Source organism: Pseudomonas sp. TREG-RG-20F-10-E-6-01 (assembly GCF_022662455.1).
In the GTDB taxonomy this organism is placed as follows: domain Bacteria; phylum Pseudomonadota; class Gammaproteobacteria; order Pseudomonadales; family Pseudomonadaceae; genus Aquipseudomonas.
Genome location: NZ_JAKNQP010000006.1, coordinates 311,662 through 337,063, shown reverse-complemented (window position 1 = coordinate 337,063; position 25,402 = coordinate 311,662). Strand labels below are relative to the sequence as shown.

Annotated in this window: 19 protein-coding genes; 18 read left to right on the top strand and 1 reads right to left on the bottom strand. The window is 60.6% G+C overall.

Translation table 11 applies throughout. The annotated features are described in order from the left end of the window. The first annotated feature begins 96 nt into the window (after window positions 1-96). The 18 genes from purB (at window position 97) to nuoN (ending at window position 21,472) form a co-directional block, all read left to right on the top strand. Window positions 97-1,467, top strand: a complete 1,371-nt coding sequence (gene purB, locus L8K08_RS19580; protein WP_242199463.1) for an adenylosuccinate lyase — start codon at window positions 97-99, stop codon at window positions 1,465-1,467. An 84-nt stretch (window positions 1,468-1,551) separates the two neighbouring features. Beyond that, the gene (locus L8K08_RS19575) at window positions 1,552-2,718 is read left to right on the top strand and encodes a cupin domain-containing protein (RefSeq protein ID WP_124417851.1); all 1,167 of its coding nucleotides are present in this window, start codon (window positions 1,552-1,554) and stop codon (window positions 2,716-2,718) included. Continuing rightward, the gene (locus L8K08_RS19570; protein ID WP_145164686.1) at window positions 2,711-3,133 is read left to right on the top strand and encodes a GNAT family N-acetyltransferase; all 423 of its coding nucleotides are present in this window, start codon (window positions 2,711-2,713) and stop codon (window positions 3,131-3,133) included. Before L8K08_RS19575 ends, L8K08_RS19570 begins: the two co-directional genes overlap by 8 nt. A 259-nt stretch (window positions 3,134-3,392) precedes the next feature. Further along, entirely contained in the window at window positions 3,393-4,130 is a 738-nt protein-coding gene (locus L8K08_RS19565; RefSeq protein ID WP_242199462.1) for a secretin N-terminal domain-containing protein, read from the top strand. Window positions 4,131-4,622: 492 nt separating this feature from the next. Then, the gene (aceA, locus tag L8K08_RS19560) at window positions 4,623-5,948 is read left to right on the top strand and encodes an isocitrate lyase (RefSeq protein ID WP_003219577.1); all 1,326 of its coding nucleotides are present in this window, start codon (window positions 4,623-4,625) and stop codon (window positions 5,946-5,948) included. Window positions 5,949-6,520: 572 nt separating this feature from the next. Further along, complete coding sequence (locus tag L8K08_RS19555) at window positions 6,521-6,934, top strand: NADH-quinone oxidoreductase subunit A (protein WP_003219575.1); 414 nt, start codon at window positions 6,521-6,523, stop codon at window positions 6,932-6,934. Window positions 6,935-6,944: 10 nt separating this feature from the next. After that, a complete protein-coding gene (locus tag L8K08_RS19550; protein ID WP_003174719.1) occupies window positions 6,945-7,619 on the top strand; it encodes an NADH-quinone oxidoreductase subunit B in 675 nt (224 codons plus the stop codon). A 72-nt stretch (window positions 7,620-7,691) separates the two neighbouring features. Further along, a complete protein-coding gene (nuoC, locus tag L8K08_RS19545; protein WP_106579871.1) occupies window positions 7,692-9,476 on the top strand; it encodes an NADH-quinone oxidoreductase subunit C/D in 1,785 nt (594 codons plus the stop codon). A gap of 2 nt (window positions 9,477-9,478) precedes the next feature. Next, on the top strand, window positions 9,479-9,976 hold the full coding sequence (gene nuoE / locus L8K08_RS19540; protein WP_056861694.1) for an NADH-quinone oxidoreductase subunit NuoE: 498 nt from the start codon (window positions 9,479-9,481) through the stop codon (window positions 9,974-9,976). Beyond that, on the top strand, window positions 9,973-11,331 hold the full coding sequence (nuoF, locus tag L8K08_RS19535) for an NADH-quinone oxidoreductase subunit NuoF (protein WP_106579872.1): 1,359 nt from the start codon (window positions 9,973-9,975) through the stop codon (window positions 11,329-11,331). The genes nuoE and nuoF overlap by 4 nt, the downstream gene beginning before the upstream one ends. Before the next feature lie 135 nt (window positions 11,332-11,466). Beyond that, entirely contained in the window at window positions 11,467-14,181 is a 2,715-nt protein-coding gene (nuoG, locus tag L8K08_RS19530) for an NADH-quinone oxidoreductase subunit NuoG (protein ID WP_242199461.1), read from the top strand. Further along, window positions 14,178-15,185: an NADH-quinone oxidoreductase subunit NuoH gene (nuoH, locus tag L8K08_RS19525; RefSeq protein WP_053256843.1), complete on the top strand. Its 1,008-nt coding sequence runs from the start codon at window positions 14,178-14,180 to the stop codon at window positions 15,183-15,185. The genes nuoG and nuoH overlap by 4 nt, the downstream gene beginning before the upstream one ends. 11 nt (window positions 15,186-15,196) lie before the next feature. Continuing rightward, window positions 15,197-15,745, top strand: coding sequence for an NADH-quinone oxidoreductase subunit NuoI (nuoI, locus tag L8K08_RS19520; RefSeq protein ID WP_003174725.1), 549 nt, complete (start codon window positions 15,197-15,199; stop codon window positions 15,743-15,745). Window positions 15,746-15,754: 9 nt separating this feature from the next. Next, entirely contained in the window at window positions 15,755-16,258 is a 504-nt protein-coding gene (gene nuoJ, locus L8K08_RS19515) for an NADH-quinone oxidoreductase subunit J (RefSeq protein ID WP_017137519.1), read from the top strand. Between the two features lie 2 nt (window positions 16,259-16,260). Next, complete coding sequence (gene nuoK, locus L8K08_RS19510) at window positions 16,261-16,569, top strand: NADH-quinone oxidoreductase subunit NuoK (RefSeq protein ID WP_003219560.1); 309 nt, start codon at window positions 16,261-16,263, stop codon at window positions 16,567-16,569. Beyond that, window positions 16,566-18,419 (top strand): NADH-quinone oxidoreductase subunit L, encoded by a 1,854-nt coding sequence (gene nuoL / locus L8K08_RS19505; RefSeq protein WP_145164680.1) that lies wholly within the window; start codon window positions 16,566-16,568, stop codon window positions 18,417-18,419. The genes nuoK and nuoL overlap by 4 nt, the downstream gene beginning before the upstream one ends. Before the next feature lie 49 nt (window positions 18,420-18,468). Then, window positions 18,469-20,001, top strand: coding sequence for an NADH-quinone oxidoreductase subunit M (nuoM, locus tag L8K08_RS19500; RefSeq protein ID WP_106579875.1), 1,533 nt, complete (start codon window positions 18,469-18,471; stop codon window positions 19,999-20,001). Window positions 20,002-20,008: 7 nt separating this feature from the next. Continuing rightward, complete coding sequence (gene nuoN / locus L8K08_RS19495) at window positions 20,009-21,472, top strand: NADH-quinone oxidoreductase subunit NuoN (protein WP_242199460.1); 1,464 nt, start codon at window positions 20,009-20,011, stop codon at window positions 21,470-21,472. Window positions 21,473-22,754: 1,282 nt separating this feature from the next. Here the strand turns inward: nuoN and L8K08_RS19490 are convergent. Beyond that, window positions 22,755-25,388 carry a glucosidase gene (locus L8K08_RS19490; RefSeq protein WP_242199459.1) on the bottom strand — a complete coding sequence of 878 codons (2,634 nt, stop codon included), beginning with the start codon at window positions 25,386-25,388 and terminating at the stop codon, window positions 22,755-22,757. Window positions 25,389-25,402 lie beyond the last annotated feature (14 nt).

Sequence of the window (25,402 nt, the reverse complement as noted above, 5' to 3'; positions counted from 1 at the left end):
CACGCGTAATACGCCGGTCAGTTGGCAACGGACCGGCGGATTTTTTCATGTATGATACGCGCCCCATTTCGTTGCCCGACTGTCCGAGAACACCCCATGCAGCTTTCTTCGCTCACTGCGGTTTCCCCTGTTGACGGCCGCTACGCCGGCAAAACCCAGGCCCTGCGCCCTATTTTCAGCGAATACGGCTTGATCCGTGCTCGTGTTCTGGTTGAAGTGCGCTGGCTCCAGCGCCTGGCCGCCCACCCTGGCATCAGCGAAGTGCCGGCGTTCTCCGCCGAAGCCAACGCGGTGCTGAACGCCCTGGCGGAAAACTTCGCTCTGGAGCACGCCGAGCGTGTCAAAGAGATCGAGCGCACCACCAACCACGACGTAAAAGCCATCGAATACCTGCTCAAAGAGCAAGCGGCCAAGCTGCCGGAACTGGCCAAGGTCAGCGAGTTCATCCACTTTGCCTGCACCAGCGAGGACATCAACAACCTGTCCCACGCTCTGATGCTGCGCGAAGGCCGCGATGACGTGATGCTGCCGCTGATGCGCCAGACCGCCAACGCCATCCGCGAACTGGCGATCCGTTTCGCCGACGTGCCGATGCTGTCGCGCACCCACGGCCAACCGGCTTCGCCGACCACGCTGGGCAAAGAACTGGCCAACGTGGTGTACCGCCTGGAGCGTCAGATCGCTCAAGTCGCCGCCGTGCCGCTGCTGGGCAAAATCAACGGCGCCGTGGGCAACTACAACGCCCACCTCTCTGCCTACCCGGAAATCGACTGGGAAGAAAATGCTCGCGCGTTCATCGAAGACGAGCTGGGCCTGGGCTTCAACCCGTACACCACGCAGATCGAACCGCACGACTACATCGCCGAGCTGTTCGACGCGATTGCGCGCTTCAACACCATCCTGATCGACTTCGACCGCGATATCTGGGGTTACATCTCCCTGGGCTACTTCAAGCAGCGCACCATTGCCGGTGAAATCGGTTCCTCGACCATGCCGCACAAGGTCAACCCGATCGACTTCGAAAACTCCGAAGGCAACCTCGGCATCGCCAACGCCCTGTTCCAGCACCTGGCCAGCAAGTTGCCGATCTCCCGCTGGCAGCGTGACCTGACCGACTCCACCGTACTGCGCAACCTCGGCGTGGGCTTCGCTCACAGCGTGATCGCGTACGAAGCCAGCCTCAAAGGCATCAGCAAGCTTGAGCTCAACGAGCAGAAAATCGCCGCTGACCTGGACGCGTGCTGGGAAGTGTTGGCCGAGCCGATTCAAACCGTGATGCGCCGCTACAACATCGAAAACCCGTACGAGAAGCTTAAAGAATTGACGCGCGGCAAGGGCATCAGCCCCGAGGCGCTGCAAACTTTCATCGACGGCCTGGAGATGCCAGCCGCTGCCAAGGCCGAGCTGAAACTGCTCACCCCGGCCAACTACATCGGCAACGCGGTGGCCCAAGCCAAGCGCATCTGATTCGCGCAAGCCCTCTTGAGACGCCCGGCCGCGCCGGGCGTTTTTATTCCTGTCTTAAAAGTGCTTTCTTTCAATAGGTTACACATGAATCCTGATATTCCTCTTCAACTTCTGGGCGGCATCACGGCACGCGAATTCCTGCGCGACTACTGGCAGAAAAAACCGTTGCTGATCCGTCAGGCCATCCCTGATTTCGAAAGCCCGATCGACGCCGACGAACTGGCCGGCTTGGCCCTGGAAGAAGAAGTTGAATCGCGCCTGGTGATCGAACACGGCGAACGCCCGTGGGAACTGCGTCGCGGCCCATTCGCCGAAGACGCCTTCAGCACCCTGCCCGAGCGTGAGTGGACCCTGCTGGTGCAGGCCGTCGATCAGTTCGTGCCGGAAGTCGCCGAGTTGCTGGAGCACTTTCGCTTCCTGCCAAGCTGGCGCATCGACGATGTGATGATCAGCTTTGCCGCACCCGGCGGCAGCGTTGGCCCGCACTTCGATAACTACGACGTGTTCCTGCTGCAAGCCCAAGGCAAGCGCAACTGGAAAATCGGCCAGATGTGCAACTCCGAAAGCCCGCTGCTGCAGCATGCCGACCTGCGCATCCTCGCCGAATTCGAACAAAGCGAAGAATGGGTGCTGGAACCGGGCGATATGCTCTACCTGCCGCCGCGCCTGGCACACTTCGGTATCGCCGAAGATGACTGCATGACCTATTCGGTAGGCTTTCGCGCGCCAAGCGCCGCTGAAGTGCTGACCCACTTCACCGACTTCCTCAGCCAGTACCTGACGGACGAAGAGCGTTACACCGACGCCGACGCCCAGCCGGCAAGCGACCCGCACCAGATCCAGGGTGACGCGCTGGACCGCCTGAAGAGCCTGCTGGCCGAGCACATGAGCGACGAGCGCATGCTGCTGACCTGGTTTGGCCAGTTCATGACCGAGCCGCGCTACCCTGAACTGGTGGCGGGCGAAGAATTGGGCGAAGAGGACTTCGTCAACAGCCTGGAAGGCGGCGCGATCCTGGTGCGCAACCCAAGCGCGCGGATGGCGTGGTCGGAAGTCGATGACGATGTATTGCTGTTCGCCAGCGGTCAGAGCCGTTACCTGCCAGGCAAACTGCGCGAGCTGTTGAAGCTGGTGTGCTCGGCCGACGCCTTGCACAGCGAAAACCTCGGCGAGTGGCTCGCAGACGAAGACGGTCGCGACCTGCTGTGCGAATTGGTCAAGCAAGGAAGCCTGGGATTTGCCGATGAATAAGATTCACGTAAGTGTCGCGGACTGGCGAAAGGATATCGACGAGATTCGGCGCATTCGTGAAGCGGTATTTATCGCTGAGCAATCGGTTCCACCTGAGCTTGAGTGGGACGCGGACGACGCCGACGCCGTGCATTTTCTGGCGTTCGAAGGCGATTTTCCGATTGGTACTGCGCGCCTGCTGCCCAGTGGCGAGATCGGGCGCGTGTCGGTGCTCAAGGACTGGCGCGGCCTGAAGGTTGGCGACAAGCTGATGGAAGCGGTGATTGGGCTGGCCGAGCAACGCGGCCAGACCAAGCAGTTTCTGAGTGCGCAGGTGTATGCGGCGCCGTTCTATGAGCGGCTGGGTTTCAAGATTGTCAGCGATGAGTTTCTTGAAGTCGGGATTCCGCATGTGGACATGGTACGCGAAGGCTGATCCCTGTGCCGAGCGGGCTTGCCCCGCGCTGGGCTGCGCAACGGCCCTAAAACCAGACGCCGCGTTCTTTCTGAAAGAATGCGGCGTTTTTTTTGGGGCTGCTGCGCAGCCCAACGCGGGGCAAGCCCGCTCGCCACAACAAGCTCGCTCACCACGGCAAGGCCGCTCACTGCACCAAGCCGGCTCACGACTAAACTTGCGACCTGCCAGGCCGACAAACTGGCACTATCACGCTAAATGACTCGCAGAGATAACGGACATGTCCCTACGCACCCTGCTCACCGCCCTCCTCCTGACTCTCAGCGCCTCGGCAATCGCCGACACCGCGGTCGTCAACCTGAGCAACCGCACCAGCGCCGACCTGCTGCCGGTAGCGCAGAACTTCATCGGCAAGGACGGCAGCGTCAGCGCCTACGGCAACCAGCTGATTGTGAAAGCCGACCCGGGCAAGATCGAGGACCTGCGCGCGCTGCTCGCGCAGTTGGACACACCCGCCAAGCGCCTGCTGATTACCGTCGACACCAACGAAAACAACCAGCAGAACAGCGGCGACAACCAGACGCGCATCATCAGCTACGGTACCGCCAGCCGCGACGGCGGCATCCAGCAGATCCAGGCCAGTGAAGGCGTGCCCGCGCTGATCCAGGTTGGCCAGAGCGTACCGCTGACCACTACTCAGCCCGACGCCTACGGCCGCCCGCAAAACCAGACCCAGTATCGCAACGTCACCCAGGGCTTTTACGTCACCGCCAGCGTCACCGGCGAGACCGTGCACCTGGCCATCAGCACCAACCGTGACCGCATGAGCCAGGAACGTCCCGATGTAGTGAACGTTCAGAGTACCGACACAACTGTCAGCGGCAGGCTGGGCGAGTGGATCCCACTGGCCGGCATCAACCGTGAGACCCAGGCCGACAAATCCTCTACAACCCGCAATTACTCTACTCAAGGCCGTGATGACCTGACTTTGCGGGTCAAGGTCGACACCTTGAACTGAAGCACCAAAAACTGACTGACGAGTCGTCTTAGACTAAAGATGTAGTGCTTTAAAAAAAGCACTACAAAACATTTGACGATCCAAAAAAGCCTGTGCATGATGGCCTCGCTCCCGCTAATCAGGGGCCCTGGCAAGGGCCTTCGGATCGCCGCTCTAAGCTACCCACCTGAGCCGATCCGTGTCTGTACCGCCCACAAGGTGTGTTTGACGAGGTTGCGACTGGAATGAAGTTGTCCCGAGGGACGGAAGCTAACCAGGTAACCCGGCTACACACTGATGGATCGTACAAAGGCCCACGATGCCCGAAGACCGTTCGCAGTTCGCCCTTACCTGCTCAACTCCCCCTTGAGCCTGTCGTTCATCCCGTCGCCCTCCCCGCCAAACCCGGCTTGACCGCCAAGCTTCTGGTCAGCGAGCAGCCATCACCACGCACTGAGTACGTGGCTGGCAAATGGAATTTTCCACCTAGACCTATGCGACGAGGTTTTTCCCATGGCACTGACACGCGAACAGCAAATTGCAGCCCTTGAAAAAGATTGGGCTGAAAACCCACGCTGGAAAGGCGTAACCCGCGCTTATTCCGCTGCTGACGTCGTCCGCCTGCGTGGCTCGGTTCAACCTGAGCACACCTTTGCAAAACTCGGCGCCGAGAAGCTGTGGAAGCTGGTCACCCAGGGTGCCAAGCCGTCCTTCCGTCCCGAAAAAGATTTCGTCAACTGCATGGGCGCCCTCACTGGTGGCCAGGCAGTCCAGCAGGTAAAAGCCGGTATCCAGGCGATCTACCTGTCCGGCTGGCAAGTGGCAGCGGACAACAACTCCGCTGAATCCATGTACCCCGACCAATCGCTGTACCCGGTGGACTCGGTACCCACCGTGGTCAAGCGCATCAACAACTCGTTCCGCCGCGCCGACCAGATCCAGTGGAAAGCTGGTAAAGGCCCGGGCGACGAAGGCTACATCGACTACTTCGCACCAATCGTGGCGGACGCTGAAGCCGGTTTCGGCGGCGTACTCAACGCCTACGAGCTGATGAAGAGCATGATCGAGGCTGGCGCTGCCGGCGTGCACTTCGAAGACCAACTGGCGTCGGTGAAGAAATGCGGCCACATGGGCGGCAAGGTACTGGTGCCGACTCAGGAAGCCGTACAAAAGCTGACTGCTGCTCGCCTGGCTGCTGACGTTGCTGGCACCCCGACCATCATCCTGGCCCGTACCGATGCGAACGCCGCTGACTTGCTGACGTCGGACTGCGACCCGTACGACCAGCCGTTTGTGACGGGCGAACGTACCCAGGAAGGCTTCTATAAAGTGCGCGCCGGCCTCGACCAAGCCATCGCTCGCGGCTTGGCCTACGCGCCGTACGCCGACCTGATCTGGTGCGAAACAGCCAAGCCGGACCTGGACGAAGCGCGTCGCTTTGCTGAAGCGATCAAGAAGGAATACCCGGACCAGTTGCTGTCCTACAACTGCTCGCCTTCTTTCAACTGGAAGAAGAACCTGGACGACGCGACCATCGCCAAGTTCCAGCGCGAACTGTCCGCCATGGGTTACAAGCACCAGTTCATCACCCTGGCCGGCATTCACAACATGTGGCACAGCATGTTCAACCTGGCGCATGACTACGCCCGCAACGACATGACCGCCTACGTGAAGCTGCAGGAGCAGGAATTCGCTGACGCCGCCAAGGGTTACACCTTTGTGGCGCACCAGCAGGAAGTCGGCACGGGCTACTTCGACGACATGACCACCGTGATCCAGGGCGGCACCTCGTCTGTGACCGCGTTGACCGGTTCGACCGAAGAAGAGCAGTTCCACTAAGTAGCGAGTACACGGCCATTGCGGCCCCATGGAAGACCTAACCGCATTGCCGCACAACAATCACGCCCCGACTGGTTCGGGGCGTTTTTTTTTGCCAGGAAAAAACGCCCTGAGACACAGGAGATTAAAAATGTGGGGATGCATGCAACCTGAATGTTTTGCGCAAAACATTGATCCAGAGCGGTGTTTGCCCGAATCAAATCAGTTAAAAGATCCCCACCAGCAACTAAGCACCAATCAAGCAAGTAACGGCAACTTCCCCCGCCACACGAGAAACATTCGCTTAAACCCCGCGCAAACAATATTCATTATCATTTAGCGCATGAAAACTTCGTTACCCGTTAAACAAAACAGAATTGATTAAATGCCCGCTAATCCCCGCCCCGCAAGGGCTACAGCCCCAAGAAGGTGCACTATGTGCTTATTCCATCGAATAATTTCGCTATCGGAATTTTACTTGCCCGGTGTTTAGCCATAAAATCACCGCGATTGATTGCAGTGCGACATATCGTCACTGCATCGTTACTTTTTTCGAGCTCAGAGACCTTTGCTCTCTGTTAAGGATTTCCAGCATGACCGAAGCGACAGGACTCATGGCCCACAACTGGGGCTTTGCCATTTTCCTCCTCGGTGTTGTCGGCCTTTGCGCCTTCATGCTTGGTGTCTCCAGCCTCCTCGGGTCAAAAGCCTGGGGCCGCAGCAAAAATGAACCGTTCGAGTCCGGCATGCTGCCTACAGGTGGCGCCCGCTTGCGGCTCTCAGCCAAATTCTATCTGGTCGCGATGCTGTTCGTGATCTTCGATATCGAAGCCCTCTTTCTCTTTGCCTGGTCTGTGTCCGTCCGCGAAAGCGGCTGGACCGGATTCGTCGAAGCCCTCGTTTTCATAGCAATTCTGTTGGCAGGCCTTGTCTACCTATTTCGAGTGGGCGCCCTTGACTGGGCTCCGGAAGCTCGTCGCAAGCGGCAAGCGAAGCTGAAACAATGAGGCTTTGGCGATGCAATACAATCTCACCAGGATCGACCCGGATGCTCCTAACGAGCAGTACCCAATCGGCGAACGCGAAACCGTTTCCGACCCGTTAGAAGACCAAGTCCACAAAAACATCTACATGGGCAAGCTCGAAGACGTGCTGAGTGGCGCGGTCAATTGGGGGCGTAAGAACTCCCTATGGCCGTACAACTTCGGTCTTTCGTGCTGCTACGTGGAAATGACCACCGCCTTCACGGCGCCCCACGACATCGCGCGCTTTGGCGCCGAAGTTATCCGGGCATCACCGCGCCAGGCGGATTTCATGGTTATCGCCGGCACCTGCTTTATCAAGATGGCGCCGATCATTCAGCGTCTCTACGAGCAAATGCTCGAGCCAAAGTGGGTTATCTCCATGGGTTCGTGCGCCAACTCCGGTGGCATGTACGACATCTACTCCGTCGTTCAAGGGGTGGACAAGTTCCTGCCCGTGGACGTCTACGTGCCTGGCTGCCCGCCCCGCCCCGAAGCGTTTCTGCAAGGCTTGATGCTGTTGCAGGAATCGATTGGCAAGGAGCGTCGCCCACTTTCCTGGGTTGTCGGCGATCAAGGCGTGTATCGCGCCGAGATGCCGTCACAAAAGGAACAGCGCCGCGAACAGCGAATCGCAGTCACCAACCTGCGCAGCCCCGACGAAGTCTGATCCAGCACCGCTTCTTTTATAGAACGAAAACCTGGCTTCATTCTTTACGTTGACCGAAAGCGATAAAAAACCATGACTACAGGCAGTGCTCGACGCATCCCGCCTTATAAGGCAGACGACCAGGATGTGGTTGTCGAACTCAATAACCGTTTTGGCCCTGACGCCTTCACCGCCCAGGCCACACGCACCGGTATGCCGGTGCTGTGGGTGGCGCGTGCCAAGCTCGTCGAAGTCCTGACTTTCCTGCGCAACCTGCCCAAGCCGTACGTCATGCTCTATGACCTGCATGGCGTGGACGAGCGTCTGCGCACCAAGCGCCAGGGGCTGCCGAGCGGCGCCGATTTCACCGTGTTCTATCACCTGATGTCGCTGGAGCGTAACAGCGACGTGATGATCAAGGTTGCCCTGTCCGAAAGCGACCTGAGCATTCCGACCATCACCGGCATCTGGCCGAACGCCAGCTGGTATGAGCGCGAAGTCTGGGACATGTTCGGCATCGACTTCCCGGGCCACCCGCACCTGACGCGCATCATGATGCCGCCCACCTGGGAAGGTCACCCGCTGCGCAAGGACTACCCTGCGCGCGCCACCGAATTCGATCCGTTCAGCTTGACGCTCGCCAAGCAGCAGCTGGAAGAAGAGGCTGCACGCTTCCGTCCGGAAGACTGGGGCATGAAACGCTCCGGCACCAACGAGGACTACATGTTTCTCAACCTGGGCCCGAACCACCCTTCGGCCCACGGTGCCTTCCGTATCATCCTGCAACTGGACGGCGAAGAAATCGTCGACTGCGTGCCGGACATCGGTTACCACCACCGTGGTGCCGAGAAGATGGCCGAACGTCAGTCCTGGCACAGCTTCATTCCGTACACCGACCGTATCGACTACCTCGGCGGCGTGATGAACAACCTGCCGTACGTGCTCTCGGTCGAGAAGCTGGCCGGCATCAAGGTGCCGGACCGCGTCGACACCATCCGCATCATGATGGCCGAGTTCTTCCGGATCACCAGCCACCTGCTGTTCCTGGGTACCTACATCCAGGACGTTGGCGCCATGACCCCGGTGTTCTTCACCTTCACCGACCGTCAGCGCGCCTACAAGGTTATCGAAGCCATCACCGGTTTCCGTCTGCACCCGGCCTGGTACCGCATCGGCGGCGTGGCGCACGACCTGCCAAACGGCTGGGAGCGCCTGGTCAAGGAATTCATCGACTGGATGCCCAAGCGTCTGGACGAGTACCAAAAGGCCGCGCTGGACAACAGCATCCTCAAGGGTCGTACCATCGGCGTCGCGCAGTACAACACCAAAGAGGCCCTGGAATGGGGCGTCACCGGTGCCGGCCTGCGCTCCACCGGCTGCGATTTCGACCTGCGTAAAGCACGCCCGTACTCCGGCTACGAGAACTTCGAATTCGAAGTACCGCTGGCGGCCAACGGCGATGCCTACGACCGTTGCATCGTGCGCGTCGAAGAAATGCGCCAGAGCCTGAAGATCATCGAGCAGTGCATGCGCAACATGCCGGCGGGTCCGTACAAGGCGGATCACCCGCTGACCACGCCGCCGCCGAAAGAACGCACGCTGCAGCACATCGAAACCCTGATCACGCACTTCCTGCAAGTTTCGTGGGGCCCGGTCATGCCGGCCAACGAATCCTTCCAGATGATTGAAGCGACCAAGGGTATCAACAGTTATTACCTGACGAGCGATGGCGGCACCATGAGCTACCGCACCCGGATTCGTACCCCAAGCTTCGCGCACTTGCAGCAGATCCCTTCGGTGATCAAAGGCGAGATGGTCGCGGACTTGATTGCGTACCTGGGTAGTATCGATTTCGTTATGGCCGACGTGGACCGCTAAGCATGAACAGCACGCTTATCCAAACAGATCGTTTCACCCTGAGTGAAACCGAGCGCTCGGCCATCGAGCACGAGCTGCATCACTACGAAGACCCGCGCGCGGCGTCGATCGAAGCCTTGAAGATCGTCCAGAAGGAACGTGGCTGGGTGCCGGACGGCGCCCTCTACGCCATCGGCGAGATCCTCGGCATCCCGGCCAGCGACGTTGAAGGCGTGGCCACGTTCTACAGCCAGATCTTCCGTCAGCCGGTGGGCCGCCACATCATTCGCGTGTGCGACAGCATGGTCTGCTACATCGGTGGCCACGAGTCAGTGGTCAGCGAGATCCAGAACAAACTGGGCATCGGCCTGGGCCAGACCACCGCGGACGGGCGCTTCACGCTGCTGCCGGTGTGCTGCCTGGGCAACTGCGACAAGGCGCCGGCGTTGATGATCGACGACGACACATTCGGTGACGTGCAGCCTGCTGGCGTGACCCAATTGCTCGAGGGCTACCCATGACCCTTACATCTTTCGGCCCGGCCAACCTGATCAAGCGTTCGGCCGAGACTCACCCGCTGACCTGGCGCCTGCGTGACGACGGCGAGCCTGTATGGCTCGACGAGTACCAGGCCAAGAACGGTTACGCCGCCGCGCGCAAAGCCTTCGCCGACATGGCTCAGGACGACATCGTCCAGACCGTGAAAGACGCCGGCCTCAAAGGCCGCGGCGGTGCAGGCTTCCCCACGGGCGTTAAGTGGGGCCTGATGCCCAAAGACGAATCCATCAACATCCGCTACCTGCTGTGCAACGCGGATGAAATGGAGCCCAACACCTGGAAAGACCGCATGCTGATGGAGCAACTGCCCCATCTGCTGATCGAAGGCATGCTGATCAGCGCCCGTGCGCTGAAAACCTACCGGGGCTACATCTTCCTGCGTGGCGAATACACCACCGCCGCCAAGCACCTCACCCGTGCCGTGGAAGAAGCCAAGGCTGCAGGCCTGTTGGGCAAGAACATCCTGGGTTCCGGTTTTGACTTCGAACTGTTCGTGCACACCGGCGCCGGGCGTTACATCTGCGGTGAAGAAACCGCACTGATCAACTCCCTCGAAGGCCGCCGCGCCAACCCGCGCTCCAAGCCGCCCTTCCCTGCCGCCGTAGGCGTGTGGGGCAAGCCGACCTGCGTAAACAACGTGGAAACCCTGTGCAACGTGCCGGCGATCATCGCCGACGGCGTGGACTGGTACAAATCGTTGGCCCGCGAAGGCAGTGAAGACATGGGCACCAAGCTCATGGGCTTCTCCGGCAAGGTCAAGAACCCTGGCCTGTGGGAGCTGCCGTTCGGCGTGACCGCACGCGAGCTGTTCGAGGACTACGCCGGCGGCATGCGCGACGGCTACACCTTGAAAGCCTGGCAGCCAGGCGGCGCCGGCACCGGTTTCCTGCTGCCTGAGCACCTGGACGCACAAATGTATGCCGGCGGCATCGGCAAGGTCGGCACCCGTATGGGGACCGGCCTGGCGATGGCGGTGGACAACACCGTGAACATGGTCTCGCTGCTGCGCAACATGGAGCAGTTCTTCTCCCGCGAATCCTGCGGTTTCTGCACCCCATGCCGTGACGGTTTGCCCTGGAGCGTGAAGCTCTTGATGGCGATCGAGAAAGGCGAAGGCCAGCCAGGCGACATCGAGACCCTGCTGGGTCTGGTCGGTTTCCTCGGCCCAGGCAAAACCTTCTGTGCTCACGCACCGGGCGCCGTGGAACCACTGGGCAGCGCAATCAAATACTTCCGCTCTGAATTCGAGGCTGGCATCGCACCTGCGCGCGCCGGCGATCTGAATCAGGTGGTCACACCGACCATGGTCGGTGCGTAACGCTTAAAAAGGCGAAGGGCCCGTGCGCTTCGCCTTCTCATGTGCTGACGCCTTTATGGCTGTGTAGATGCACATGAATAACAAGATTCCATTAGCCACGCCCGCTGACAACGGGCCAACGAAGAACTTTGAACCATGGCCACTATCCACGTAGACGGCAAAGCGCTCGAAGTCGATGGGGCAGACAACCTGTTACAGGCATGTCTCTCACTAGGCCTCGACATCCCTTATTTCTGCTGGCACCCAGCCCTTGGTAGCGTTGGTGCCTGTCGCCAGTGTGCGGTCAAGCAGTACACCGACGAGAACGACACCCGTGGTCGTATCGTCATGTCCTGCATGACGCCAGCCACCGACAACACCTGGATCTCCATCGAAGATGAAGAATCCAAGGCGTTCCGCGCCAGCGTTGTCGAATGGCTGATGACCAACCACCCCCACGACTGCCCGGTCTGTGAGGAAGGCGGACACTGCCACCTGCAAGACATGACGGTGATGACCGGCCACAACGAGCGCCGTTATCGCTTCACCAAGCGTACGCACCAGAACCAGGACCTCGGCCCGTTCATTTCTCACGAAATGAACCGCTGCATCGCCTGCTACCGGTGCGTACGCTTCTATAAAGACTACGCCGGCGGCACCGACCTGGGCGTATTCGGCGCTCACGACAACGTGTACTTCGGTCGCGTTGAAGACGGCGTGCTCGAAAGCGAGTTCTCCGGCAACCTCACCGAGGTCTGCCCGACCGGTGTGTTCACCGACAAGACTCACTCCGAGCGCTACAACCGTAAGTGGGACATGCAATTCTCGCCGAGCATCTGCCATGGCTGCTCCAGCGGTTGCAACATTTCCCCGGGCGAGCGTTACGGCGAACTGCGTCGCATCGAAAACCGCTTCAACGGTTCGGTCAACCAGTACTTCCTGTGTGACCGTGGCCGTTTCGGCTATGGCTACGTCAACCGCGAAGACCGCCCACGCCAGCCACTGCTCGCCGATGGCGCCAAGCTGAGCCTGGACGACGCGCTGGATAAAGCCGCCGAGCTGCTGCGCGGCCGCAACATCGTCGGTATCGGTTCGCCACGCGCCAGCCTCGAAAGCAACTACGCGTTGCGCGAGCTGGTCGGCGCCGAGCACTTCTACTGCGGTATCGAAGCCGCTGAGCTGGAGCGCATTCGCCTGGTCCTGCAAGTGCTGAACGACAGCCCGTTGCCGGTGCCGAACATGCGTGACATCGAAGACCACGACGCGATCTTCGTGCTCGGTGAAGACCTGACCCAGACCGCCGCGCGTATCGCGCTGTCGCTGCGTCAGTCGGTCAAAGGCAAAGCTGAAGACATGGCCGATGCCATGCGCGTTCAGCCTTGGCTCGACGCTGCGGTGAAAAACATCGGCCAGCACGCGCTGAACCCGCTGTTTATTGCAAGCCTGGCTGAAACCAAGCTCGACGACATCGCTGAAGAATGCGTCCACGCCGCACCTGACGACCTGGCCCGCATCGGTTTCGCCGTGGCTCACGCCCTGGACGCCAGCGCGCCTGCCGTCGAAGGCCTGGACACTGAAGCCGGTGAACTGGCCCAGCGCATCGCCGACGCCCTGCTGGCCGCCAAGCGTCCATTGATCATTGCCGGTACCTCGCTGGGTTCCAAAGCACTGATCGAAGCGGCTGCCAACATCGCCAAAGCCTTGAAGCTGCGTGACAAGAACGGTTCCATCAGCCTGGTCGTGCCGGAAGCCAACAGCCTCGGCCTGGCCATGCTCGGCGGCGAATCCCTGGACGCCGCGCTGCAAGCCGTGACTGACGGTCAAGCCGACGCCATCGTGGTACTGGAAAACGACCTGTACACCCGCACGGATTCGGCCAAGGTCGACGCCGCGCTGGATGCGGCCAAAGTGCTGATCGTTGCCGACCACCAGAAGACCGCCACCAGCGAACGTGCCGACCTGGTGCTGCCCGCCGCCACCTTCGCCGAAGGCGACGGTACGCTGGTCAGCCAGGAAGGCCGCGCCCAGCGCTTCTTCCAGGTGTTCGATCCGAAGTACATGGACGCCAGCATCCTGGTTCACGAAGGCTGGCGCTGGCTGCATGCCCTGCGCGCTACCCTGCTGAACCAGCCGATCGACTGGACCCAGCTTGACCACGTCACCGCAGCGGCCGCCGCAAGCGCCCCGCAGCTGGCACGTATCGTTGATGCTGCACCGTCTGCCTCGTTCCGCATCAAGGGCTTGAAACTGGCCCGTGAACCGCTGCGTTACTCCGGTCGTACCGCCATGCGCGCCGACATCAGCGTGCACGAACCGCGTACACCGCAAGACCCTGACACCGCGTTCGCCTTCTCCATGGAAGGTTACTCGGGTTCGGTCGAGCCACGTCAGCAGGTGCCGTTTGCCTGGTCGCCGGGCTGGAACTCGCCACAGGCCTGGAACAAGTTCCAGGACGAAGTGGGTGGTCACATCCGCGCTGGCGACCCGGGCACGCGCCTGATCGAAAGCACCGGTGACTCGCTGAACTGGTTCACCGCCGTACCGCGTCCGTTCAACCCGGCCCAGGGCACCTGGCAGGTTGTGCCGTTCTTCCACCTGTTCGGCAGCGAAGAGACCTCTTCGAAAGCCGCACCGGTTCAAGAGCGCATCCCGGCCGCTTATGTGTCCGTGGCCAAGTCCGAAGCCGACCGCCTGGGCGTCAACGACGGTGCCCTGCTCAGCCTGAACGTCGGTGGCAAGACTCTGCGTCTGCCGCTGCGCATCAATGACGAGTTGGGCGCGGGCCTGGTTGCACTGCCTAAAGGCCTTGCAGGCATTCCGCCTGCGATCTTTGGCCAAACCGTTGACGGTCTGCAGGAGGCAGCGCAATGACCTGGTTCACCCCTGAAGTGATCGACGTGATCATCTCGGTCGTCAAGGCCATCGTGATCCTGTTGGCCGTGGTCGTTGCGGGCGCCCTGCTCAGCTTCGTCGAACGTCGCCTGCTGGGCTGGTGGCAGGACCGTTACGGTCCTAACCGCGTTGGCCCATTCGGCATGTTCCAGATCGCTGCCGACATGCTCAAAATGTTCTTCAAGGAAGACTGGACCCCGCCGTTTGCCGACAAGGTGATCTTCACCCTGGCACCGGTCGTGGCCATGAGCGCCTTGCTGATTGCCTTCGCCGTTATCCCGATCACCCCGACCTGGGGCGTCGCGGACCTGAACATCGGCTTGCTGTTCTTCTTCGCCATGGCCGGTCTGTCGGTCTACGCGGTGCTGTTCGCCGGTTGGTCGAGTAACAACAAGTTCGCCCTGCTGGGCAGCTTGCGGGCTTCGGCCCAGACCGTGTCTTACGAAGTGTTCATGGGCCTGGCGCTGATGGGCATCGTGGTGCAGGTCGGCTCGTTCAACATGCGCGACATCGTCGAGTACCAGGCGCAGAACCTGTGGTTCATCATTCCGCAGTTCTTTGGCTTCTGTACCTTCTTCATCGCTGGCGTCGCCGTGACTCACCGTCACCCGTTCGACCAGCCGGAAGCGGAACAGGAACTGGCCGACGGTTACCACATTGAATACGCCGGCATGAAATGGGGCATGTTCTTCGTCGGTGAATACATCGGCATTATCTTGATCTCGGCATTGCTGGTCACGCTGTTCTTCGGCGGCTGGCACGGCCCGTTCAACATCCTGCCGCAACTGGCGTTCTTCTGGTTCTTCTTGAAGACGGCGTTCTTCATCATGCTGTTCATCCTGCTGCGCGCTTCTATTCCGCGCCCACGCTATGACCAGGTGATGGATTTCAGCTGGAGATTCTGCCTGCCGCTGACCCTGATCAATTTGCTGGTGACGGCTGCTGTTGTGTTGTTGAACACGCCAGCCGGCGCGGTTCAGTGAGGATTTGACCCATGTTCAAATATATTGGCGACATCGTTAAGGGTACCGGTACCCAGTTGCGAAGCCTGGTGATGGTTTTCGGCCATGGCTTTCGCAAACGCGACACCCTGCAATACCCGGAAGAAGCGGTGTACCTGCCGCCGCGCTATCGCGGCCGTATCGTGCTGACCCGCGACCCCGATGGCGAAGAGCGTTGCGTAGCCTGCAACCTGTGCGCCGTGGCGTGCCCGGTGGGTTGCATCTCCCTGCAGAAAGCTGAAACCGAAGACGGTCGCTGGTACCCGGACTTCTTCCGCATCAACTTCTCGCGCTGCATTTTCTGCGGCCTCTGCGAGGAAGCTTGCCCGACCACCGCGATCCAGCTGACACCGGATTTCGAGATGGCCGAGTTCAAACGTCAGGACCTGGTGTACGAGAAAGAAGATCTGCTGATCTCTGGTCCCGGTAAAAACCCTGATTACAACTTCTATCGTGTTGCAGGTATGGCCGTTGCCGGTAAGCCGAAGGGCGCCGCACAAAACGAAGCCGAGCCGATCAACGTGAAGAGCTTGCTGCCTTAAGGAAGAAAGATGGAATTCGCTTTCTATTTCGCGTCGGGTATTGCAGTGGTGTCCACGCTTCGCGTGATCACCAACACCAACCCCGTGCACGCCCTGCTCTACCTGATCATTTCGCTGATCGCCGTGGCCATGACCTTCTTCAGCCTCGGCGCGCCGTTCGCCGGTGTCCTGGAAGTGATCGCCTACGCCGGCGCCATCATGGTGCTGTTCGTGTTTGTGGTGATGATGCTCAACCTGGGGCCGGCTTCGGTCGCCCAGGAACGCGTCTGGCTCAAGCCCGGCATCTGGCTTGGCCCGGTCATCCTCGCAGCGCTGCTGCTGGGTGAACTGCTGTATGTCTTGTTCGCTCACCAGAGCGGCCAGGCCATCGGCCACACCACCGTAGACGCCAAAGCCGTGGGCGTCAGCCTGTTCGGCCCGTACCTGCTGGTGGTCGAACTGGCTTCGATGCTGCTGCTCGCTGCAGCCATCACCGCCTTCCACTTGGGCCGCAACGAAGCCAAGGAGCAATGACGATGCCTGCTATCCCTTTGGAGCATGGTCTGGCGGTCGCCGGCATCCTGTTCTGCCTTGGCCTGGTCGGCCTGATGGTTCGCCGTAACATTTTGTTCGTGTTGATGAGCCTGGAAATCATGATGAACGCTGCGGCATTGGCCTTCATCGTGGCGGGTAGCCGTTGGGGCCAGCCGGATGGACAAGTCATGTTCATCCTGGTGATCAGCCTGGCAGCCGCCGAGGCCAGTATTGGCCTGGCGATCCTGCTGCAACTGTATCGTCGCTTCCACACGCTTGATATCGACGCTGCCAGTGAGATGCGCGGATGAACATGATCTTTCTGACTTTCGTATTTCCCCTGATCGGTTTCCTGCTGCTGTCGTTCTCCCGTGGACGCTGGTCGGAAAACCTGTCTGCCCTGATCGGTGTGGGTTCCATTGGCCTGTCGGCAATTGTCGCCGCCTACGTCATCTGGCAATTCAACGTGGCACCGCCCGAAGGCGGCCACTACACCCTGGTACTGTGGCAGTGGATGTCGGTTGAGGGCTTTAAGCCCAACTTCGCGATCTACATCGACGGCCTGTCGATCACCATGCTCGGCGTGGTGGTGGGTGTGGGCTTCCTGATCCACCTGTTCGCATCCTGGTACATGCGCGGCGAAGCGGGCTACTCGCGCTTCTTCTCGTACACCAACCTGTTTATCGCCAGCATGCTGTTCCTGGTGCTGGGCGATAACCTGTTGTTCCTGTACTTCGGTTGGGAAGGCGTGGGCCTGTGCTCGTACCTGTTGATCGGTTTCTACTACAGCAACCGCAACAACGGTAACGCGGCACTCAAGGCGTTCATCGTTACCCGCATCGGCGACGTGTTCATGGCCATCGGCCTGTTCATCCTGTTCCAACAAGTGGGCACGCTGAACATCCAGGAACTGCTGGTGCTGGCGCCGCAGAAATTCCAGGTCGGTGATTTCTGGATCACCCTGGCGACCCTGATGCTGCTGGGTGGCGCGGTCGGTAAATCTGCGCAGCTGCCACTGCAAACCTGGCTGGCGGATGCGATGGCCGGTCCGACTCCGGTGTCCGCACTGATTCACGCGGCAACCATGGTAACCGCCGGCGTCTACCTGATTGCCCGTACCCACGGCCTGTTCACCCTGGCGCCGGAAATCCTGCACCTGGTGGGCCTGGTGGGCGGCGTGACGCTGGTACTGGCCGGCTTCGCCGCGCTGGTGCAGACCGACATCAAGCGTATCCTCGCCTACTCGACCATGAGCCAGATCGGCTACATGTTCCTGGCCCTGGGCGTCGGTGCCTGGGACGCGGCGATCTTCCACCTGATGACCCACGCCTTCTTCAAGGCGCTGCTGTTCCTTGCCTCCGGTGCGGTGATCGTTGCCTGCCACCACGAGCAGAACATCTTCAAGATGGGTGGCCTGTGGAAGAAACTGCCGTTGGCCTACGCCAGCTTCATCGTCGGTGGTGCCGCTCTGGCTGCGCTGCCGTTGGTGACCGCAGGTTTCTACTCCAAAGACGAAATCCTCTGGGAAGCTTTTGCCAGCGGTAACCAGAACCTGCTGTACGCAGGCCTGGTCGGTGCCTTCATGACCTCGCTGTACACCTTCCGCCTGATCTTCATCACCTTCCATGGTGAAGCCAAGACCGAAGCACACGCAGGCCACGGCATCTCCCACTGGTTGCCACTGTCGGTGCTGATCATCCTGTCGACCTTCATCGGCGCCATGATCACCCCGCCACTGGCCGGCGTACTGCCGCAAAGCGCTGGCCATGCCGGCGGCGCTGCCAAGCACAGCCTGGAAATCGCCTCGGGCGCCATCGCCATCGCCGGTATCCTGCTGGCGGCGCTGCTGTTCCTGGGCAAGCGTCGCTTCGTGACGGCGGTTGCCAACAGCGGCATTGGCCGTTTCCTGTCGGCCTGGTGGTTCGCCGCCTGGGGCTTCGATTGGATCTACGACAAGCTGTTCGTCAAGCCATACCTTGCTATCAGCCACATTCTGCGCAAAGACCCGCTCGACCAGACCATCGGTTTGATCCCGCGTGCCGCAAAGGCCGGTCACACCGCCCTGAGCCGCAGCGAGACTGGCCAACTGCGTTGGTATGCAGCTTCCATGGCCGTCGGTGCCGTGCTGGTGATCGGCGCCATCGTTGTGGTAGCGGTCTGACTATGAACATTGCGTACTTTGCGAACTTGCGAAAGGAAACGAGCCCGTCATGATTCTGCCCTGGCTAATCCTGATCCCCTTTATCGGCGGCCTGCTCTGCTGGATGGGTGAACGCTTCGGCGCCACCCTCCCCCGCTGGATTGCGTTGCTGACCATGTCCCTGGAACTCGCACTCGGCCTCTGGCTGTGGGCGCATGGCGACTATTCATTTGCTCCGGCACCGGGTGTCGATCCCACCTTCGCGCTTGAATTCAAGCACGTGTGGATCCAGCGCTTCGGCATCAACGTGCACCTGGCCCTCGACGGCCTGTCGCTGTTGATGATCCTGCTGACCGGCCTGCTGGGTATCCTCTCGGTACTCTGCTCCTGGAAAGAGATTCAGCGTCACGTGGGTTTCTTCCACCTGAACCTGATGTGGATTCTGGGCGGCGTTGTCGGCGTGTTCCTGGCGCTGGACCTGTTCATGTTCTTCTTCTTCTGGGAAATGATGCTGGTGCCGATGTACTTCCTCATCGCGCTCTGGGGTCACAGTTCTTCGGACGGCAAGAAAACCCGGATCTACGCGGCGACCAAGTTCTTCATCTTCACTCAGGCTTCCGGCCTGATCATGTTGGTGGCGATCCTGGGTCTGGTGCTGGTCAACTTCAACAACACCGGCGTGATCACGTTCAACTACGCCGACCTGTTGAAAACCAAGATGTCGCTGACCACCGAGTACATCCTGATGCTGGGCTTTTTCATCGCGTTCGCGGTGAAGCTGCCGGTGGTGCCGTTCCACTCCTGGCTGCCTGACGCGCACGCCCAGGCGCCGACCGCAGGTTCTGTGGACCTGGCCGGTATCCTGCTGAAAACCGCTGCGTACGGCCTGCTGCGTTTCGCCCTGCCGCTGTTCCCGAATGCCTCGGCCGAGTTTGCGCCGATCGCCATGACCCTGGGTCTGATCGGGATCTTCTACGGTGCGTTCCTGGCCTTCGCACAAACCGACATCAAGCGTCTGATTGCCTTCTCGTCCGTTTCCCACATGGGCTTCGTACTGATCGGCATCTACTCCGGCAGCCAACTGGCGCTGCAAGGCGCAGTGATCCAGATGTTGGCCCACGGTGTTTCGGCTGCTGCCCTCTTTATCCTGAGTGGTCAGCTGTACGAGCGCCTGCACACCCGTGACATGCGTGAAATGGGTGGCGTGTGGTCGCGCATCGCGTACTTGCCGGCGATCAGCCTGTTCTTTGCCGCCGCGTCCCTGGGCCTGCCGGGCACCGGTAACTTCATCGGCGAGTTCCTGATCCTGATGGGTTCGTTCGTGCACACGCCGTGGATCAGCGCCATCGCTACCTCCGGCCTGGTATTCGGTTCGGTCTACTCGCTGATCATGATCCACCGTGCGTACTTCGGTCCGGCCAAGTCCGACACCGTCCTGCACGGGATGGATGCTCGCGAACTGATCATGGTGCTCGGCCTTGCGGTGCTGCTGATCTACATCGGCGTGTACCCGCAACCGTTCCTGGACACTTCTGCCGCGACGATGCATGGCGTGCAGCAGTGGTTCGGCACCGCCTTCACTCAACTCGCTTCGGCACGGTAAGAGCGCTATGGAATTCACGATCCAACACTTTATCGCGCTTGCGCCGCTGCTGATCACCAGCCTCACCATTGTGGTGGTGATGCTGGCGATCGCCTGGCGCCGCAATCACTCGCAAACGTTCCTGCTGTCCTGTGCCGGTTTGAACCTGGCCCTGCTGTCGATTATCCCGGCACTCAAGGTTGCGCCACTGGCGGTCACCCCGCTGATGATGATCGATGACTTCGCGCTGCTGTATATCGCGTTGATCCTCGTCGCCACACTGGCGTGCGTGACCCTCGCCCACGCCTACCTCGGCGAAGGCGGCACGGGCTACCCGGGCAACAAGGAAGAGCTGTACCTGCTGATCCTGCTGGCTGCGGCCGGCGGCATCGTGCTGGTCAGCGCTCAGCACCTGGCCGGCTTGTTCATCGGCCTGGAATTGCTGTCGATCCCGACTTACGGCCTGGTGGCCTACGCCTTCTTCAACAAGCGCTCCCTGGAAGCCGGCATCAAGTACATGGTGCTGTCGGCCGCCGGCTCGGCGTTCCTGTTGTTCGGTATGGCCCTGCTCTACGCAGAAGCCGGCAGCCTGAGCTTCACCGGTATCGGTCACGCCCTGGCGGCCACCAGCATGCCTGCGCCAATTGCCCAATTGGGCCTGGCCATGATGCTGATCGGCCTGGCGTTCAAGCTGTCGCTGGTGCCGTTCCACCTGTGGACCCCGGACGTGTACGAAGGCGCCCCGGCGCCGGTGGCGGCGTTCCTGGCCACGGCCTCCAAGGTTGCGGTGTTTGCGGTGATGGTGCGTCTGTTCCAGATCTCGCCTGCTGCCAACACCGGCGTGCTGAGCAACGTGCTGACCGTGATCGCCATTGCGTCGATCCTGTTTGGTAACCTGCTGGCCCTGACCCAGAACAACCTCAAGCGTCTGCTCGGTTATTCGTCCATCGCCCACTTCGGCTACCTGCTGATCGCCCTGGTGGCGAGCAAAGGCCTGGCCGTGGAAGCCATCGGCGTGTACCTGGTCACCTACGTCATCACCAGCCTCGGCGCGTTCGGTGTGATCACACTGATGTCCTCGCCGTACAAAGGCCGTGATGCCGATGCCCTGTACGAATACCGCGGCCTGTTCTGGCGCCGTCCGTACCTGACTGCCGTGCTCACCGTGATGATGCTGTCCCTGGCCGGTATCCCGCTGACCGCAGGCTTTATCGGTAAGTTCTATATCGTCGCGACCGGTGTCCAAGCCCACGAATGGTGGTTGGTGGCGTCCCTGGTACTGGGCAGCGCCATCGGCGTGTTCTACTACCTGCGCGTGATGGTCACCCTGTACCTGATCGAGCCAAACCTGCGGCGTGTGGACGCCGAGCTGCACTGGGAACAGAAAGCCGGTGGCGTGATGCTGCTGGCTATCGCCCTGCTCGCGTTCTTCCTGGGTGTGTACCCACAACCATTGCTCACCCTGGTGCAGCACGCGGTACTGGGCGTTTGATCGCTTAGGACTATGCAGTAAACGGAACGGCGCCTTCGGGCGCCGTTTTTGCGTTCTGGGGGAATGTATTGGGCAAGGTGTCTCTTGGTACCTATCCGTTATTTGGGTTAGGGCCGGTCGCGGCTAAACCGGCGTCCTGCCGGTTTACCCGCTCCGTACTACCTGCGTTCGGCCAGCGCGGTTTAACGGGGCGCCTAAGATCAAAGTCAAAAGCAGATCAAGATCAAAAACAGAGCAAGGCGGCCTGACAGCCGACCTGATCCTTGAAGCTGAACCCAATTCCAATGTGGGAGCTGGCTTGCCTGCGATGGCATCTACTGGTTATGCCTGATACACCGAGTTGTCTGCATCGCAGGCAAGCCAGCTCCCACAGAAAAGCAAAGCAGTGCGGTGCTGGCAGATGCACTCGGTTGGAGTGGTTAGATCAAAAGCAAGGCCGAGACGGCCTGGCAGCCGACCTGATCCTGGAGGCCGAACTCAATCAAATGTGGGAGCTGGCTTGCCTGCGATGGCATCTACTGGTAATGCCTGATACACCGAGTTGTCTGCATCGCAGGCAAGCCAGCTCCCACAGAAAAGCAAAGCAGTACGGTGCTGGCAGATGCACTCGGTTGAATTGTGGGAGCGGGCTTGCTCGCGAAGGCGTTGTGTCAGTGACACATGAGCTGGCTGACCCACCGCTTTCGCAAGCAAGCCCGCTCCCACATTTGGATTTCAGTACATCAGGTAGAGGTGCTTTTGCCCTGCTCGCTTGCAGTGCTTTTATCCTCTTCCAATCACGGAAAATTCCGCTTCCGTTTGCCGCCGCGTCCGGCATCTCCCCGTTAAGGGCCGCCGTATGGTGGTTGCATTTTAGGAAAGTTCCCACAGCCAGGTCACTCGACCGAGTGCGCGCGGGCCAACAAACTATACGCTGACAAATCAAGCTCCGACAGGTTCGGGGCGGTTGGCTAGTATCTAGCGGCCGCCAAGCATCTCGGCAACGGTCTCGCTGCCCGGCAACCCCTCAACCCACCCACACCGATGGCGCCACGTGCGGTGAACCCTCAGTCCAGAACAGCGAGTGGCTCGCGAGGGCCAACGGATCAATCCACCCACGCAGTTGCGACATGCTGTAGGCCAAGCTGACGATTCCGTTTGCCTTGTGAGGCGTCGGGGTCGTTGGGTAAATCCGCTTGTTGAGCAGGGGCCACCTAAGCTCAAGATCAACCGCCCAGCCGAGGCGGCGTGCCCTTCCAATCGTGATCCGAGAAGCCCCGTGCCCCCAGCAAGGGAGCGTGCCCTAACGAGGCTGCAACAGCAGCGCCACCAACGCACTCCAGCCCGTCTGGTGCGAGGCGCCCAGGCCGCGCCCGGTTTCCCCGTGAAAATACTCATGAAACAGCACCAGATCATGACTGGCCGGGTCCGCTTCCAGCTGCGCATACCCCGCCATCGATGGACGCAGCCCGTCCTCATCCCTCAGGAACAATCGCGTCAGACGCTGACTGAGGCCGTCTGCAACTTCTTCAAGGGACGCCAGATAACCACTCCCCGTCGGGTACTCCACCGAGAAGTTGTCCGCGTAGTACCGATGAAACTCGCGCAACGATTCGATCAGCATGTAGTTCACCGGCATCCACAAGGGCCCGCGCCAATTCGAATTGCCGCCGTACAACCGCGAGTCCGATTCGCCCGGCTGGTAGCGCGCGCACAAGGTGTCGCCGTTCATCTTCAGCGCCAGTGGCTCCTGGGCAAACGCCTTGGACAAGGACCGCACACCAAAGCCTGACAGAAACTCCTGGTCATCCAGCATGCGGCGCAACAAATCCTTGGTCCGTTCGCCACGCAACAGCGCCAGCAACAGGCGATTGCCCTGCCCCGGCTCGTTCCAGCGCGACACCAACTTGGCCAAGTCCGGCCGGTGATGCATGAACCCCAGCAGCCGCTCACGCAAGCCTTCCAGGCCTTCATGTTCGCGCTGCTCCAGCACCAGCACGGCAAACAAGGGCATCAGGCCGACGATGGAACGCAAGCGCACCGGTTCGTTCTGGCCGTCGGGGCGGTGCAGCACATCGTAGAAGAACAGATCCTGCTCATCCCACAGCCCTTCGGCGCTGTCGTCGACGCGGTTGATGGCGCCGGCGATGTACAGGAAGTGCTCGAAAAACTTCACTGCAATATCGACGTACACGACATTGCGCTTTGCCAGCTCCAGCCCGATCCGCATCAGGTCCAGCGCGTAGGCCGCGACCCACGCCGTGCCGTCGGCCTGATCCAGCTGGTAACCCGGCGGCAAGGTCGCCGAGCGGTCGAACAAGGCAATGTTGTCCAGGCCCAGGAACCCGCCCTGGAACAGGTTGCGGCCTTCGGCATCCTTGCGGTTGACCCACCAGGAAAAATTCAGCAGCAGCTTGTGGAAAATCCGCTCAAGAAAATCCATGTCGCCGACACCCGTCAACGCCTTGTCCTGCTGATACACCCGCCAACTGGCCCAGGCATGCACCGGCGGGTTGGCATCGTCAAAACGCCATTCATACGCCGGCAGTTGGCCGTTGGGGTGCATGAAGCGGTCCTTCACCAACAGCAGCAACTGCTGCTTGGCATACCCGGGGTCAATCAGCGCAATCGCCACCGCCTGGAAGCCCTGGTCCCAGGAGGCGTACCACGGGTATTCCCAGGTGTCGGGCATGGAGAGGATGTCGAAGTTGGACAGGTGCCGCCAATGGGTATTGCGGATGTGCAGGCGCTCGGGCGGTGGCGCCGGTTGGGCAGGGTCGCCGTCGAGCCATTGGTTCACGTCGAAATAGTAGAGCTGTTTGGACCACAGCAAACCTGCCAGGGCCTGGCGCTGCACATTGCGCGCGTCCGCATCGGAGATGCCGTGTTGCAAGGCCGCGTAGAACTGATCGGCCTCCTCGCGGCGCTGTTCGAACAGCTTGCGCGCGTTGATCTGCGGCGCATCGGTGGGCGCAAACCGCAGGTACAGGATTTTGCTTTCCAGGCCCGCCAGTTCGAGGATGAAACGTGCGGCGACCTTGGTGCCCGCATCGCGGCGAATCGCCGACTGCACGCCAGCCACCACGTAATCGTTGATGCCATCCTTGAACGGCCCAGGTGCCGGCTGCCCGTCCAGGCGCTGATAGTTGCTCTCGTTTTCGCAGAACAGCCACTCCACGCCGTCCTGGCCCCAGGCGCTGAGGTGGCGATCGGAAAGCTCGTGATGACGGGCCAGCACCTGATCGCCGTCCAGGCGCAACTGCGGCTTGGGCGCATCCAGGGTCCAGCTCCAGTCATTGCGCGCCCACACCTGGGGCAGCACCTGCAGGCGCGTCGGCTGGTCCGAGCGGTTATGCACGGTGACGCGCATGAAAATATCGTCGGGCTGATGCTTGGCGTATTCAACGCTGACATCGCAGTAGCGGTTGTCTTCGAACACGCCCGTGTCGAGGATTTCGTACTCGGCATCCGCAAGCCCACGGCGCGCGTTCTCGGTGGTCAGGTCGGCGTAGGGAAAGGCCGCATGCGGGTATTTGTAGAGCATGCGCATGTAGGCATGGCTGGGTACACCGTCGACGAAAAAGTACAGTTCCTTGACGTCTTCACCGTGGTTGCCCTCGGCGTTATTCAAGCCGAACAACCGTTCCTTGAGGATTGCGTCGCGCTCGTTCCACAGCGCCAGGCCCAGGCACCAGCGTTGCGCCTTGTCGCTGAAACCGGCCAGGCCATCTTCGCCCCAGCGATAGGCGCGGCTGCGCGCGTGGTCATGCGGGAAGTAGGCCCAGGCATCGCCGTCTGCGCTGTAGTCTTCGCGCACCGTGCCCCATTGGCGTTCACTCAAGTACGGGCCCCACTCGCGCCAACGCTCGGCATCTGGCGTCGCCAGGCGCTGGCCTTCAATCGTTTCAAGGATGTTGGTTACGGGTGCGGCCGTCATTGGGTCCTCCATCA

Coding starts and splice junctions, on each gene's coding strand:
- purB (WP_242199463.1), top strand. CDS start 97: ATGCAGCTTTCTTCGCTCACTGCGGTTTCCCCTGTTGACGGCCGCTAC.
- L8K08_RS19575 (WP_124417851.1), top strand. CDS start 1,552: ATGAATCCTGATATTCCTCTTCAACTTCTGGGCGGCATCACGGCACGC.
- L8K08_RS19570 (WP_145164686.1), top strand. CDS start 2,711: ATGAATAAGATTCACGTAAGTGTCGCGGACTGGCGAAAGGATATCGAC.
- L8K08_RS19565 (WP_242199462.1), top strand. CDS start 3,393: ATGTCCCTACGCACCCTGCTCACCGCCCTCCTCCTGACTCTCAGCGCC.
- aceA (WP_003219577.1), top strand. CDS start 4,623: ATGGCACTGACACGCGAACAGCAAATTGCAGCCCTTGAAAAAGATTGG.
- L8K08_RS19555 (WP_003219575.1), top strand. CDS start 6,521: ATGACCGAAGCGACAGGACTCATGGCCCACAACTGGGGCTTTGCCATT.
- L8K08_RS19550 (WP_003174719.1), top strand. CDS start 6,945: ATGCAATACAATCTCACCAGGATCGACCCGGATGCTCCTAACGAGCAG.
- nuoC (WP_106579871.1), top strand. CDS start 7,692: ATGACTACAGGCAGTGCTCGACGCATCCCGCCTTATAAGGCAGACGAC.
- nuoE (WP_056861694.1), top strand. CDS start 9,479: ATGAACAGCACGCTTATCCAAACAGATCGTTTCACCCTGAGTGAAACC.
- nuoF (WP_106579872.1), top strand. CDS start 9,973: ATGACCCTTACATCTTTCGGCCCGGCCAACCTGATCAAGCGTTCGGCC.
- nuoG (WP_242199461.1), top strand. CDS start 11,467: ATGGCCACTATCCACGTAGACGGCAAAGCGCTCGAAGTCGATGGGGCA.
- nuoH (WP_053256843.1), top strand. CDS start 14,178: ATGACCTGGTTCACCCCTGAAGTGATCGACGTGATCATCTCGGTCGTC.
- nuoI (WP_003174725.1), top strand. CDS start 15,197: ATGTTCAAATATATTGGCGACATCGTTAAGGGTACCGGTACCCAGTTG.
- nuoJ (WP_017137519.1), top strand. CDS start 15,755: ATGGAATTCGCTTTCTATTTCGCGTCGGGTATTGCAGTGGTGTCCACG.
- nuoK (WP_003219560.1), top strand. CDS start 16,261: ATGCCTGCTATCCCTTTGGAGCATGGTCTGGCGGTCGCCGGCATCCTG.
- nuoL (WP_145164680.1), top strand. CDS start 16,566: ATGAACATGATCTTTCTGACTTTCGTATTTCCCCTGATCGGTTTCCTG.
- nuoM (WP_106579875.1), top strand. CDS start 18,469: ATGATTCTGCCCTGGCTAATCCTGATCCCCTTTATCGGCGGCCTGCTC.
- nuoN (WP_242199460.1), top strand. CDS start 20,009: ATGGAATTCACGATCCAACACTTTATCGCGCTTGCGCCGCTGCTGATC.
- L8K08_RS19490 (WP_242199459.1), bottom strand. CDS start 25,388: ATGACGGCCGCACCCGTAACCAACATCCTTGAAACGATTGAAGGCCAG.